Source organism: Formosa sp. S-31 (assembly GCF_051172795.1).
Lineage (GTDB): Bacteria > Bacteroidota > Bacteroidia > Flavobacteriales > Flavobacteriaceae > Formosa.
In genome coordinates, this window is the sequence record NZ_JAENDK010000003.1 from 262,419 (window position 1) to 276,844 (window position 14,426).

10 protein-coding genes are annotated in these 14,426 nt (G+C 36.2%); 9 read left to right on the plus strand and 1 reads right to left on the minus strand.

The genetic code is table 11. The features are described from left to right. The 5 genes from I3217_RS05600 (at window position 1) to I3217_RS05620 (ending at window position 5,322) form a co-directional block, all read left to right on the plus strand. Entirely contained in the window at window positions 1-1,728 is a 1,728-nt protein-coding gene (locus tag I3217_RS05600) for a phospho-sugar mutase (RefSeq protein WP_435048765.1), read from the plus strand. Continuing rightward, entirely contained in the window at window positions 1,728-3,551 is a 1,824-nt protein-coding gene (locus I3217_RS05605; RefSeq protein WP_435048766.1) for an ABC transporter ATP-binding protein, read from the plus strand. The genes I3217_RS05600 and I3217_RS05605 overlap by 1 nt, the downstream gene beginning before the upstream one ends. A 264-nt stretch (window positions 3,552-3,815) precedes the next feature. Beyond that, window positions 3,816-4,358, plus strand: coding sequence for an RNA polymerase sigma factor (locus tag I3217_RS05610; RefSeq protein ID WP_435048767.1), 543 nt, complete (start codon window positions 3,816-3,818; stop codon window positions 4,356-4,358). 32 nt (window positions 4,359-4,390) lie between these two features. Then, window positions 4,391-4,891 carry a hypothetical protein gene (locus I3217_RS05615; protein ID WP_435048768.1) on the plus strand — a complete coding sequence of 167 codons (501 nt, stop codon included), beginning with the start codon at window positions 4,391-4,393 and terminating at the stop codon, window positions 4,889-4,891. A 2-nt stretch (window positions 4,892-4,893) separates the two neighbouring features. Further along, entirely contained in the window at window positions 4,894-5,322 is a 429-nt protein-coding gene (locus tag I3217_RS05620) for a sensor of ECF-type sigma factor (protein ID WP_435048769.1), read from the plus strand. A 32-nt stretch (window positions 5,323-5,354) separates the two neighbouring features. On the opposite strand, the gene I3217_RS05625 is transcribed toward I3217_RS05620, so the two are convergent. Further along, a complete protein-coding gene (locus tag I3217_RS05625) occupies window positions 5,355-6,392 on the minus strand; it encodes a WD40/YVTN/BNR-like repeat-containing protein (RefSeq protein WP_435048770.1) in 1,038 nt (345 codons plus the stop codon). Window positions 6,393-6,454: 62 nt separating this feature from the next. On the opposite strand from I3217_RS05625, the gene I3217_RS05630 reads away from it, so the two are divergent. The 4 genes from I3217_RS05630 to purL all read left to right on the plus strand — a co-directional run bounded on the left by I3217_RS05630 (window position 6,455) and on the right by purL (window position 14,270). Further along, window positions 6,455-7,666: an RsmB/NOP family class I SAM-dependent RNA methyltransferase gene (locus tag I3217_RS05630; protein ID WP_435048771.1), complete on the plus strand. Its 1,212-nt coding sequence runs from the start codon at window positions 6,455-6,457 to the stop codon at window positions 7,664-7,666. 109 nt (window positions 7,667-7,775) lie between these two features. Further along, a complete protein-coding gene (locus tag I3217_RS05635; RefSeq protein WP_435048772.1) occupies window positions 7,776-9,572 on the plus strand; it encodes an endonuclease in 1,797 nt (598 codons plus the stop codon). A gap of 58 nt (window positions 9,573-9,630) precedes the next feature. Further along, on the plus strand, window positions 9,631-10,491 hold the full coding sequence (locus I3217_RS05640) for a fructosamine kinase family protein (protein WP_435048773.1): 861 nt from the start codon (window positions 9,631-9,633) through the stop codon (window positions 10,489-10,491). Window positions 10,492-10,607: 116 nt separating this feature from the next. Further along, complete coding sequence (gene purL / locus I3217_RS05645) at window positions 10,608-14,270, plus strand: phosphoribosylformylglycinamidine synthase (RefSeq protein ID WP_435048804.1); 3,663 nt, start codon at window positions 10,608-10,610, stop codon at window positions 14,268-14,270. The last annotated feature ends 156 nt before the right edge of the window (window positions 14,271-14,426 follow it).

The window sequence follows — 14,426 nt, forward strand, 5'->3', positions numbered from 1 at the left end:
ATGATTAACATTGAACCACAACTATTAGAACGTGTAAACACCTGGTTAACAGAAACGTTCGACGAAGACACAAAAACACATATTAAAGATTTAATAGCCAGTAATCCTACCGAATTAAAAGAGAGTTTTTATAAAGACCTTGAGTTTGGGACCGGAGGAATGCGCGGTGTAATGGGCATAGGAACCAACAGAATCAATAAATACACCTTAGGTAAAAACACGCAGGGCTTAAGCAATTACCTTCATAAAAGTTTCCCTAACGAAACCATTAAAGTTGCAATAGCTTACGATTGCCGACACAATAGTAAAAGCTTAGCAAAAGTGGTAGCCAATGTATTTTCTGCTAATAATATAGAAGTATATCTTTTTGAAGACTTACGCCCTACACCAGAATTATCTTTTGCCTTAAAACATTTAGAGTGTCATTGTGGTATTGTTTTAACAGCGTCTCATAACCCACCGGAATACAACGGATACAAAGTATACTGGCAGGACGGTGGTCAATTAGTTCCGCCTCAAGACGGAGAAATCATAAAAGAAATTGACGCTTTAGACTATTCTGAAATTAAATTTGAAGAAAACGATGATTTAATCCATCTTATTGGAAAAGAAGTCGACGATGCCTTTGTAAACGCCTCTGTAAAAACCGGATCTTTTACAACAGATGAAGCCAGGGACGGTTTAAAAATAGTATTTACACCATTACACGGTACCTCAATTACAACCATTCCGGAAACTTTAAAGCGTGCCGGATACAAACATGTTCATATAGTAAAAGAACAGGAAACACCTAATGGTGATTTCCCGACTGTAAAATCGCCTAACCCGGAAGAACCGGAAGCTCTAAAAATGGCTTTAGATCTTGCTGAAGACACTCAGGCAGACATCGTAATTGGTACGGACCCTGACAGTGACCGTTTAGGAATCGCTGTGCGCGATTTAGATAATAACATGATTTTACTTAACGGAAATCAAACCATGTTATTAATGACCGATTTTCTATTAAAACAATGGAAAGCTAAAGACAAACTAAAAGGCAATGAATTTATTGCATCTACCATAGTTTCAACACCTATGATGCACCAGCTGGCTAAAGCTTATAATGTAGACTACAAAATTGGACTTACCGGCTTTAAATGGATTGCTAAAATGATAAAAGACTTCCCTGAACAAGACTTTGTTGGAGGAGGAGAAGAAAGTTTTGGTTTCATGGTTGGTGATTTTGTTCGCGATAAAGACGCCGTAACCTCTACCCTTTTAGCTTGCGAAATAGCTGCTCAAGCCAAAGCCAATGGTAGTTCATTTTACCAGGAATTATTAAACCTGTATGTAGCCCACGGCTTATATAAAGAACGTTTAATTTCTTTAACTAAAAAAGGTATAGAAGGCGCTCAGGAGATAAACCAGATGATGGTTGACGCCCGCGAAAACCCGATGACCGAAATTGGAGGCTCTAAAGTAATTAAAGTTGAAGATTACCAATCTTCTGTTGCCAAAAATCTGGTTGAAGGTACAGAGACAACAATAGATATTCCAAAATCGAATGTAATTATTTATTACACCGAAGATGGCACACAAGTTGCATTGAGACCGAGTGGTACAGAGCCTAAAATTAAATTTTACATTAGTGTAAATACAACTTTAGATTCTACCGGAAATTTTGACGCAGCACAACAGATTCTGGAAACTAAAATAGAATCTATTATTAAAGACATGAAACTTAGTTAATGAACTATTTTAAACAAGTATTTAGATTCGCAAAACCTTACAAAGGTTATGCGATTCTAAATATTATATGTAATATTTTTTACGCACTTTTCGGCACTTTAGCAATGGTATCTTTATTCCCTATGCTAAATGTTTTGTTCGATAAAACAAAACAGATTAATACAAAGCCGGTTTGGAACGGATTGGCTGGTATAAAAGATTACGCCGAAGATTATTTAAATTATTTTGTAACTCAAAAGGCAAGTCAGGGACACGACGATGTCCTTATTTTTATGGTTATTTTGGTTGTAAGTATGTTTTTATTAAAAAACTTCTTTAACTATCTGGCCATGTATTTTATTACCTTTTTAAGAAATGGCGTTCTTAAAGATATAAGAGATACCTTGTACGACAAATATCTGGAACTTCCGCTTTCTTTTTTCTCTGAAAAACGAAAAGGAGACAGTATTGCAAGAATTTCCAGCGATGTTCAGGAAATACAAACCTCTTTTTTATCGATATTAGAACTTATTGTAAGAGAACCATTAATGATTGTGTTTACAATAATTGCCATGTTCTTAATTAGTGTAAAACTTACGATTTTTGTTTTCATTTTTATCCCGCTGAGTGGGTTTATCATTTCTCTTATAGGAAAATCTCTAAAGAAAAAATCTGATCGCGTTCAACGAGAACAAGGCTACTTTTTATCTGTAGTCGAAGAAACTCTTGGTAGTTTAAAAGTTATTAAAGGATTTACATCCGAACCTATTTTCAGCAATAAATTCAGAGCTTCCACTACCAGATATTATAACTACTCCAACACCTTGTTAAACAGACAGAATTTAGCGTCGCCAACAAGTGAATTCTTAGGGATTACTGTTATTTCCATTTTATTATGGTATGGAGGTCAAATGGTGTTAAATGAAAACTCTTTAGAAGCAGGTTTATTCATAGTTTACATGGGACTGGCTTATAATATTCTTACTCCGGCCAAAGCTATAAGTAAAGCGAGTTACGGAGTAAAAAAAGGAAATGCTGCTGCCGAACGGGTTTTGGAAATTCTCAATACAGAATCACCTTTAAAAGACAAACCTGACGCGATAACCAAAACTGATTTTAACACTGCAATTTCTTTGGAAAATGTATCGTTTAAATACGAAGACGATCTTGTTTTAAAACAATTTTCATTAACCGTACCTAAAGGAAAAAGTGTGGCTTTGGTAGGACAATCCGGTAGTGGTAAAAGTACAATCGCTAATTTAGTTACGCGATTTTACGATGTAACAGACGGACAAATTTCTATCGATGGTGAAGACATCCGTAATTTAACAAAGCAATCGCTTCGCCGCCTTATGGGACTTGTTACTCAGGACTCCATACTATTTAATGACACCATAAAACAAAATATCCTTTTAGGTAAAGAAGACGCCAGTGATAAAGACATTATTGAAGCCCTAAAAATAGCTAATGCCTGGGAATTTGTTAAAGACCTCCCCAAGGGTATTGACACCAATATCGGGGATTCAGGAAACAAATTATCGGGAGGACAAAAACAACGATTAAGTATTGCTCGAGCCGTACTTAAAAATCCACCTATCATGATTTTAGACGAAGCCACCTCTGCTCTGGATACAGAAAGCGAACGATTGGTACAAAGTGCTTTGGAAAACATGATGAAAAACCGAACATCTATAGTTATCGCGCACAGATTATCAACGATTCAGAATGCTGACAGTATTGTTGTAATGCAAAAAGGCGAAATTGTAGAACAAGGTACACATGAGGAACTCTTACAAAAAGATGGTGCTTATAAAAAGCTAGTAGCCATGCAAAGTTTTGAATAAAACCATAGAAAGACCTCTACATAAAAAAAGCTAAACATAATACTGTTTAGCCTTTTTCATGGAATTCATTATGGGGACATTGTGAATTTTAGTAGGTTACATACCTTAAACATATACTAAAAAATCCTAACCCACAATAAAACAAGCGTTTAATCGATAAAAAACAACCTTTCATCTTAACGCTTTTAGCATTATTATAAAAAAAATTTTAAATCGCAATTAAACTTTTCCTACCTTTTACAGTCTAACAATTAAATTGTTTACATGATTGATGAACCTCAACTTTTAAAGCAGTTACAATCTGGTGTAACTAAAGAATCTGCTTTTCGAGAACTCATCAGTTTACACAAAGAGCGGTTATACTGGCATATTAGAAGCATTGTAAAATCTCACGAGGACACAGACGATGTACTACAAAATACATTTCTAAAAGTCTATAAAAATATAAATACATTTAAAGGAGACAGTAAAATTTTTTCCTGGATGTACCGCATAGCCACCAACGAAGCAATTACATTTTTAAATAAGAAAGCAAAACGGCTACAAATATCGAATGAAGAAGTACAGGAACTGGCTATAAATAATTTAACAAGCGATATTTATTTTGAAGGTAGCGACATACAATTAAAATTACAAAAGGCCATTGCCAGGTTACCCCAAAAGCAACAATTGGTTTTTAATATGCGCTATTTTCAGGATATTAAGTACAAAGACATGTCTGATATATTAGACACCAGCGAAGGAGCTCTGAAAGCCTCCTACCATCTGGCGGTAAAAAAAATTGAAGAGTATTTATCTAACGATTAAACCTTTAACAGTTTAGAAAGTCTAAAACACAAATGAAGTTAAACGATTTACATAAAAACAAAGCATCAGGATTTAAAACTCCCGAAGGATATTTTAGTAATTTAGAAGAAAACATTTTTCATCAGTCTAAATTAAAATCTAGAATATCATCGCATGGGTTTACTGTTCCTCATGCTTATTTTGACACCTTGGAAGACACTGTTCTTAGCAAACTCAAAACAGAAAAGTCAACAAAGGTCATTACATTAAAATCGAAATCCTGGTTATACATATCAAGTATTGCTGCTACCATAGCCTTGCTTATTAGTTTAACCTTATTCAATAACAAACCGTTTACCTTTTCAAGTTTAAATAATGAAACTATAGAAACTTATATCTTAAATCAAGATATCAACACCTCAGAAATGGCAGCTTTAATAATAAATTCAAATGCTTTTGAATCAGAAATATTACAGGAATCCATTAGTGATAACTCTATTGAAACCTATTTGGAAAGTACTATTGAATTAGAAGATTTTTTAGACAATAATTAATTATGAAAACAATATACCTCATCCTTATTACAGTATTATGCTCGCTTAGCGGTTGGGCTCAGGATAAAGAAGAAAAAATTAAAACCCTTAAAACGGCCTATATTACAGAACAATTAAGCTTAACAAAAGCGGAAGCTGAAAAATTCTGGCCGGTTTATAATGCCTTTGACAAGAAAAACGATGATTTGCGACACATTATGCGTGAACAACGCCGAACTGCAGATTTGGAAAAAATGTCAGAAACGCAGGCTCAAAAACTGCTAAGCGAAATGCTAAAAAATAACGAACAGAGACACCATTTATTTACACAATACATTAAGGATTTACAAAACATATTACCCGCTAAAAAAATCATTTTATTAAAGAAAGCGGAAGATGACTTTAGGCGTAAAATGTTCGAAGAATATAAAAAACGTAATCACAACAAATAAAAAAAGAGAAGCATTAGCTTCTCTTTTTTTTATTACTTAAATAGTAATTTAGAAATTCTATTTTGTCCTGCAGCATAAGCCAGACTGTCGTTTACAAATCGTAAAGTATAAAAAGACTCATCGTTTAAATGTGTCCAGCTTTGCCCACCATCGTTAGAAACATCCATACCATTAAACCCAACTGCCACTAATTGTTTGCCTTTACTGTCTGGCACAAACTGCACACAGCTTTTATAAGATGGATTTTCTCCATCAGCAACTAAAGTCCAGGTCTTTCCTCCGTCTGTAGTTTTCATTTTATTTGCAGTTTTAGCATCTGGTTTTGTATAATCCCCACCTACTGCAACTCCAATATTCTCATCGTAAAAATCTACTGAATAAATACCTTGCGTTGGTTCTGCATTAATCATCGGGCTTTTAACCACCTGCCAGGACTCTCCTTTATTATTGGTGGTATACACATTCCCGCTTGTAGTTACAATCCAGGCCATATTTCCCAACACCTTAATATTTGTATTACTCGCTGCAAAAGCACCTTCACCAGCATCCGACTCCGGCAAATCAGCACAAGGTACTTTATTCCAGGTTTCACCCCCGTCTCGAGTAATAAGTATAGATAAACAACCATTCACACTATCACCCACAGCAATCCCCTCTATATCATTCCAAAAGGTCATAGCATCGTAAAATACGCCTTCTCCCTCTTCCTTATACACCAGTTTCATATTACCATCATCACCCGTTTTATACAATAAGGCTGGGTTGTCAATACTCAGCATAAAAAAATCGTTTGTTGTATGTGCTACTGCTCTAAAATGAAGCGGTACCGAATCGTAAACCTGAACAGAAGTTACCCACGCATCCTTTTTTGGGAAATAAAGTCCGAAAGTTCCTTTATCAGCAGCAAAAGCCAGACTTCCATCCCCCATAAGCTCAATAGCCCGAATACTTAAAGAATCTGTAAATAAATCTTCTATCTCTACTTCTGTAATCGGTTTATCCTGAATCTTTTTCTCTTTATTACAGGCACATAATACCAATAAAAGTAAAACACTAGTAATTAGTCGCATTTATTAAATTTTTAGCTAAAAATAATTAATTAAACTTACCTTTGTAGGCTTAAATACAAAAAATGCGATTACACAGAAATTTATGCTTTGCGGTAGTAGATGGATTAATGCAAATTTTTAATGAAGGAGCTTACGCCGATAAAGTAGTTCAACAATTATTAAAACGAGACAAACGCTGGGGAAGTCGGGATCGAGCTTTTGTTGCCGAAACGACTTACGATATTGTTCGATGGAAACGTTTATATGCAGAAATAGCTGAAGTTAAAGAACCATTTGACAGGGATAACATATGGCGCATGTTTGCTGTTTGGGCTACCTTAAAAGGCATTAAATTACCGGACTGGAAATATTTTGACCAAACCCCTACCCGTAAAATAAAAGGGCGATTTGATGAACTTTCCAGAACAAGAAAGTTTAAAGAATCTATACCTGACTGGATAGACGCTATAGGAGTTCAGGAATTAGGAGAAGCTGTATGGACCAAAGAAATTGCAGCACTTAATGAACAGGCCGATGTTATTTTAAGAGTAAACACCCTTAAAACAACCAAAGAAAAATTACAGGCTGAACTTTTTGACATTAACATAGAAACTGAATTTATAAAAGGTTATCCTGAAGCGCTAAAGTTAAAGGAGCGCGCAAATGTATTTACAACAGAAGCCTTTAAAAACGGGTTGTTTGAAGTACAGGATGCCTCTTCGCAATTAGTTGCCGATTATCTTGATGTACAACCAGGAATGCGCGTGGTGGACACCTGTGCAGGAGCCGGTGGTAAAACATTACACCTGGCTTCTATCATGCAAAACAAAGGTCAGATTATAGCAATGGATATTTATGCTAATAAATTGCATGAGTTAAAACGAAGAGCCAAACGTAATGGTGCTCATAATATAGACACACGACACATAGACTCTTCTAAAGTGATAAAAAAACTTTACGATAAGGCCGATCGTGTATTAATTGACGCCCCTTGTTCAGGACTTGGGGTTTTACGTAGAAACCCAGATGCTAAATGGAAACTAGAACCACAGTTTCTGGACCGTATTAGAGCTACCCAGCAGGAAATTTTACAAAAATATTCCCGTATGGTAAAATCCGGCGGCCAATTGGTTTATGCTACCTGTTCCGTTTTACCTTCAGAAAATCAACAACAAGTTGACACTTTCTTAACTTCTGAAGCTGGAAAAGATTTTACTTTTGTAAAAGATGAAAAAGTCTTAGCGCATCAATCCGGATTTGATGGCTTTTATATGGCCTTATTAAAGCGAAAATAAATCCATTGGGATATGAGTTAAATAAAAAGCCAGTTAAGACCACGTCTTTTCTGGCTTTTTAATTTATTTACATCTATTAATCAATACTTTTTAACAAAACACAATGTACATGAAACAATTTTACCTGGCTTTTTTAATTACACTTTCAACTCTGGTAAGTTATGCCCAGTTAACGCCGCCTGAAGAACTTCAATCGTATTACAGTGCTGTTGACTTTAGTAAAACCGGTTTGGAATTAAAAACAGAATTAAGCAACTTAACAATCAGCAAACACTCTAAAGCACTTACCTATACTGAAGTTTGGAGTGCTTTAAAAGTTACCGATGAAGATCCTGACAACGCCAACAATGTTCTGCTGGTTTATGGTTACGACGATACGGACAATAACTATTCTACCGACCGGTCCAGAAATAAAAATACCAATGGCGGAAATACAGGCGACTGGAACCGGGAGCATATTTACCCTAAATCTTTAGGCACTCCCAATTTAGGAACAGAAGGTCCAGGTGCAGACGCACAAATGTTAAGACCAAGCGATATCGACAGAAATGCAGACCGCAACAACTTAAAATACGCCAAAGGCAGTGGCCACTCCGCTTTTTCAAATAATGGCTGGTATCCGGGAGATGAATGGAAAGGTGATTGTGCCAGAATAATAATGTATATGTATTTAAGATATGGAGAGCAGTGTTTGCCTTCTAATGTAGGATTTGGAACCTCTGAATTTACTCCAGATGACATGATTGATTTGTTTTTAGAATGGAATGTAGAAGACCCTGTTTCTTCATTTGAAATGCAACGAAACACATATCACGACAATACCTCTAACACTTACGCACAAGGTAACAGAAACCCGTTTATAGACAACCCGTATCTGGCAACCGCAATCTGGGGAGGTCCGGTTGCTGAAAACACCTGGGGTAGTTTTGGGACTAACGATACTGAAGCACCAACAACACCAACAAATCTTGTGGCATCCAATATCGAATCTACAAGTTTTACTTTAGACTGGACAGCTTCTACAGATAATGTTGCTGTAGCATCTTATTCTATAAATTTTAATGGTACATTCTATAGTTTCGCCTACTCTAATACCATAACAATTAAAGGCCTTATTCCAGAAACTACCTATACCGTAAGTGTATACGCTACAGATACCTCTGGAAATATTTCGGAAGAAAGTGAGTCCATTACTGTAACAACAACCGAAGCAAGTAATATCGAGTATTGTATTTCAGAATCCTTTACCAACCTTACCAGTACTCAAGGATACTATGACTCACAATACGTAGATAGAAACTGGGTTGGAGATAATGGATTAACCTGGAAAGCAACGGAGGCCAGAATAGACGAGACTCTTAACAACAGTAAAGTAATTACTATTAGAAATGGTGAATTAATTGCTCCAACCACTACTGGAGGAATTGGACAATTAACAGTAACTACTCGCCAAATATATAGTGGCGACTCCGGAACTTTTGATGTATATGTAAACGATGACAAAGTTGGTGAAATACCGTACAGTCAGGATATTACAACTACAACTTTAGATAATATAAATGTTGGAGGCATTGTAAGTGTTAAATTTACAAATAATAGCATACCAGATAGTAGAGCCATGTTCGATGATGTCTCGTGGACCTGTTACGAAACTTTATATATTGAAGACGATACTTTATCCAAAGTAAAAATATATCCTAACCCGGCTAAAAATAACTTAGTTTATATTTCCACCACTAAAGATATTGATGTAACAATTTATAATATCTTAGGCAAAGTAATTTTAAAACAACACCTAACTGCTCACTCAAAAACAATAAACGTTAGCCAACTCAATCAAGGTGTTTATGTAATGAAATTGAGTTCAGATTCGGGAAGCATTACTAAAAAGCTTATAAAACAATAAACTATAAATCCATTAATAAAAAGACCATCCTCTCGATGGTCTTTTTTATTTTTACTCTATGGACAAGGAATTTATCTCACATATTTCAACCCGCTTACATACATCTATTACATCAATACATTCGGTAACCGGCGGCGATATCTCTTCGGCATTTAAAATAATAACACCCAATAAAAATTATTTTCTTAAAACTAATTCAGCTTCAAATGCATTACACATGTTCGAATCTGAAGCTGGAGCGCTTGAAACTATTGCTAATACAAATGCTATGTCTACACCAGATGTTATAGATTATTCTACTTTCCAAAACACCTCGTATTTACTTCTGGAATATATTGAAGGTAAATCACCAACACAAAAAAACTTTAAAATTTTAGGAGAACAACTTGCCGAACTCCATCAAAACACGAATTCTTATTTTGGTTTAAAACAAGACAATTTTATTGGCAGTCTTAAGCAATTTAATAAGCCCTCTGATTCCTGGAACGCATTTTACGTTAATGAACGGTTGTATCCTCAACTACAATTAGCCCTCCAAAACCAATTACTTTTAGAGTGTGAATGTCCTTCTAAATCACAAATATCAGACAAGTTAGAGCCTTTCTTTCTAAATATAAAACCTTCGCTTTTACATGGTGATTTATGGAGCGGGAATTACCTAATTTCAACAGACGGCATCCCATACCTCATAGATCCGGCTATGTATTTTGGCCATCATGAAGTTGATATTGCCATGACCAAACTCTTTGGTGGATTCTCTGAAGACTTCTATGACGCATATCACAAAATTATTCCTGCAGATAAATTCACTTCAAACCGCATAGATATTTATCAATTGTATTACCTGTTAATTCATCTAAATTTATTTGGAAAAAGCTATCGAACTTCAGTAATTAATCTACTAAATAAATACTTTTAAAAACACTGAAAATCAATGTATAAATTAATCGAAAAGGCTTTCTCAAAAAATGCCACTTAAATGACTAAAAAAGTGTATTTTTGCATTTTCAAAATTACAACCATAATACATCTAAAATGATTCATTTCTTTGGAAACGTAACCGGTAAGGTTTTTGCCGTTCAAACAACAAAAGAATTATCAACCGAAACCATTGCAAAATTAACCTGGTTATTTGGCAACCAGCCTAAAATAGAGCAAGCATCATTGGATGCTTTTTTTGTTGGGCCAAGAGCGGCTATGATTACGCCTTGGAGTACCAATGCGGTGGAAATTACTCAAAATATGGGTATTGAAGACATCATTCGAATTGAGGAATTCGAAGCTGTTTCTGAAGATTTCAAAGGGTATGATCCTATGATTTCTGAAAAATTCAACGGATTACACCAAGAATCATTCACAATAAACATCAAGCCAGAACCTATTCTGGATATTGAAGATATTGCTGCTTACAACATTCAGGAAGGACTTTCCTTAAGTGACGAAGAAGTCGCTTACTTAGAGGGTGTTTCTAAAAAAATTGGGCGTCCGTTAACCGATTCTGAAGTTTTCGGTTTCTCACAAGTAAACAGTGAGCACTGTCGACACAAAATTTTCAACGGAACATTTGTAATTGATGGTGAAGAAAAACCGACATCATTATTTAAAATGATTCGTAAAACGTCTGAAACCAATCCTAACGATATCGTTTCTGCATATAAAGACAACGTGGCTTTTGTAAAAGGGCCTGTTGTTGAGCAATTCGCTCCTAAAACAGCTGATAAACCAGATTTTTACGAAACTAAAGAATTCGAATCTGTTATTTCATTAAAAGCGGAGACACACAACTTCCCGACTACTGTAGAGCCTTTTAACGGAGCTGCAACAGGCTCAGGAGGTGAAATTCGTGACCGTTTGGCTGGAGGTAAAGGATCGTTACCTTTAGCAGGAACTGCGGTTTATATGACGTCTTACTCCCGTTTGGAAGAAAATCGTCCTTGGGAACAAGCTATGGACAAGCGCAAGTGGTTATACCAAACCCCAATGGATATCTTGATCAAGGCTTCTAACGGAGCTTCTGATTTTGGTAACAAATTCGGTCAGCCTTTAATCTGTGGTTCGGTATTAACGTTTGAGCACGAAGAAGATGCCAGAAAATTAGGTTTCGACAAAGTCATTATGCAAGCTGGAGGTATTGGTTACGGCAAAGCCGACCAAGCCCTAAAAGCAACTCCTACAGTTGGTGACAAAGTAGTTATTCTTGGTGGTGAAAACTACCGTATTGGTATGGGTGGTGCTGCGGTATCAAGTGCCGATACTGGAGAGTTTGCATCAGGTATCGAGCTAAACGCCGTACAACGTTCTAACCCTGAAATGCAAAAGCGTGCTGCTAATGCGGTTCGTGGTATGGTTGAAAGCGATGAAAACTACATCGTTTCTATCCACGATCACGGTGCTGGTGGACACTTAAACTGTTTAAGTGAATTAGTTGAAGAAACTGGTGGACATATCGATTTAGATAAATTACCTGTAGGAGACCCTACATTATCAGATAAAGAAATTATCGGTAACGAATCTCAGGAACGTATGGGATTAGTGATTGCCGAAAAACATATTGAAACATTACAAAAAATTGCCGATCGTGAACGCTCGCCAATGTACACCGTTGGAGACGTCACTGGTAATCACCGTTTCACATTTGAGTCTAAAACCAACGGACACAAACCAATGGATTTAGCCATGGATGATATGTTTGGAAGTTCTCCAAAAACATATATGTATGATAAAAAAGTAGCCCGCAATTATGCCGATGTTGCTTATAACAAAGAAAACTTCTACGATTATTTAGACCAGTTATTACAATTAGAAGCTGTAGCTTCCAAAGACTGGTTAACCAATAAAGTAGACCGTTGTGTTGGTGGAAAAGTAGCCAAACAACAATGTGTTGGACCATTACAAATTCCATTAAACAACGTTGGTGTGATGGCCTTAGATTACAAAGGTAAAGAAGGTATCGCAACCTCTATCGGGCACTCTCCTGTTTCAGGATTAATCAATCCGGTGGCTGGAAGTAGAAACTCGATTACTGAAGCGTTAACTAACATTATCTGGGCACCTTTAAAAGACGGATTACAAAATGTATCTTTATCGGCAAACTGGATGTGGCCTTGTAAAAATGAAGGTGAAGATGCACGTTTATATGAAGCTGTTGAAGCCGTTTCAGAATTCGCGATTGATTTAGGTATCAACGTACCAACTGGAAAAGATTCGTTATCCATGAAGCAAAAATACCCGAACGAAGAGGTAATTGCTCCAGGTACTGTAATCATTTCGGCGGCAGCCAACTGTATTGATATTAATAAAGTGGTTGAGCCTGTATTCCAAAAAGGTGCTGGCGATGTGTATTACATCAACCTATCTCAAGATAAATTTAAATTAGGTGGAAGTTCATTTGCTCAGGTAGTTAACAAAATTGGTAACGATACACCAAATGTTCAATCTGCTGCTTACGTTAAAACCGTATTCAACACCATTCAACAATTAATTCTTGACGGACAAATTGTTGCTGGTCACGATGTGGCTTCAGGTGGTTTAATTACGACCTTATTAGAGTTATGTTTTGCTGATAACAATTTAGGAGCTGAATTAGATATCACGGCTTTAGCTGAAAACGATTCATTTAAAGTATTATTTGCTGAAAATGCTGGTTTAGTAATTCAGTCGCAAGATGCTTCAATCGAAACTGTATTATCTGCTGCTAATATTGAATTCTTCAACATTGGTAAAGTAACAGAATCAGACACGCTAAGCATCATCAACGGAACCGATGTATTTACCATGACGGTATCTCGTTTACGTGATATGTGGTACAAAACATCATTCTTGTTAGACCAAAAACAAACGGCTAACGGTTTAGCACAAGACCGTTACGACAACTATAAAAATCAACCATTACAGTACACCTTCCCAAGTCACTTTACAGGAAAACTTCCTGTAATCGATGCGAGTAAGCCAAGACCAAAAGCAGCGATTTTACGTGAAAAAGGAAGCAACTCTGAGCGTGAAATGGCCAACGCGATGTACTTAGCCGGGTTCGATGTAAAAGACGTTCACATGACCGATTTAATTTCTGGTCGTGAAACATTGGAAGACATTCAGTTTTTAGGTGCTGTTGGTGGATTCTCTAACTCTGACGTTTTAGGTTCTGCTAAAGGATGGGCCGGAGCCATCAAATACAACGAAAAAGCAAACGAAGTGATTAAAAACTTCTTCAAACGTGAAGACACTCTTTCAGTTGGTATTTGTAACGGTTGTCAGTTATGGATGGAATTAGAATTGATTAACCCTGAGCATGATGTTCATGGTAAAATGGTTCATAACGATTCTCATAAACACGAAAGTTCATTTACTTCTGTAACTATTCAGGAAAACAACTCGGTAATGCTATCAAGTTTAGCCGGAAGCACTTTAGGCGTTTGGATTTCTCACGGTGAAGGTAAATTTAACTTACCAAAATCTGAAGACCAATACAACATTGTTGGAAAATACGCTTACGCGGAATATCCACACAACCCTAATGGTTCAGATTATAATACCGCTATGCTATGTGATACAACAGGTCGTCACTTAGTAACGATGCCGCACATTGAGCGTTCTACATTCCAATGGAACTGGGCACACTATCCTAGCAACAGGCAAGACGAAGTATCGCCTTGGGTTGAAGCTTTTGTTAACGCCAGAGCATGGATTGAAAATAAATAATCAAGATATTCAAAATAAAAAAGGGTTGCCAAATGGCAACCCTTTTTTTGTTCACTCAAAAACCTAAAAATAAGTTAATTAGTTCGTTAAACTTTCATAAAAAACATACACTAAATCTTACAAAACTCTACTTTAAACCCGAATTAACTTACATAT